The sequence below is a fragment of the Bradyrhizobium sp. CCBAU 11386 genome (genome assembly GCF_028128955.1).
Classification (GTDB): domain Bacteria; phylum Pseudomonadota; class Alphaproteobacteria; order Rhizobiales; family Xanthobacteraceae; genus Bradyrhizobium.
The window spans coordinates 1-500 of sequence record NZ_LBKA01000063.1; the positions used below are offsets into that span (position 1 = coordinate 1).

At 68.6% G+C, this 500-nt stretch carries 1 protein-coding gene; it reads right to left on the reverse strand.

The genetic code is table 11. The annotated features are described in order from the left end of the window. A partial coding sequence (locus tag XI09_RS08370) for a methyl-accepting chemotaxis protein (protein ID WP_271566417.1) occupies positions 1 to 500 on the reverse strand: 500 nt, incomplete at both ends.

Here is a 500-nt window from a genome sequence, read left to right on the forward strand (position 1 = left end):
CCATGAAGCGGTCGAGCTCGGCGCGGAGGCGGGTGCTTTCGGATGACAGCGTCTTGGCCGAGTTCAGCACCTCTTCCGAGGCCGAGCCGGTCTCGGCGGCGCCGCGGTTGACCTCGCCGATGTCGGTGGCTGCGGTCTGGGTACCCTGGGCGACCGTCTGGACGCTGCGCGCGATCTCCTGGGTCGCGGCGCCCTGCTGCTCGACGGCGCTGGCGATCGACGTCGAGATCGACGAGATCTGGCCGATGGTGGCGCCGATCTCCTTGATCGCGGCGACGGACTCGGCCGTGGCACCCTGCATGCCCGTGATATGGGAGGAAATCTCGTCGGTCGCCTTCGCCGTCTGGCTGGCCAGCGACTTCACTTCGCTCGCAACCACCGCAAAGCCGCGGCCGGCTTCACCGGCGCGGGCCGCCTCAATGGTGGCGTTGAGCGCCAACAGGTTGGTCTGCTCGGCGATCGCCGTGATGAGCTTGACCACTTCGCCGATCTGCTGGGCG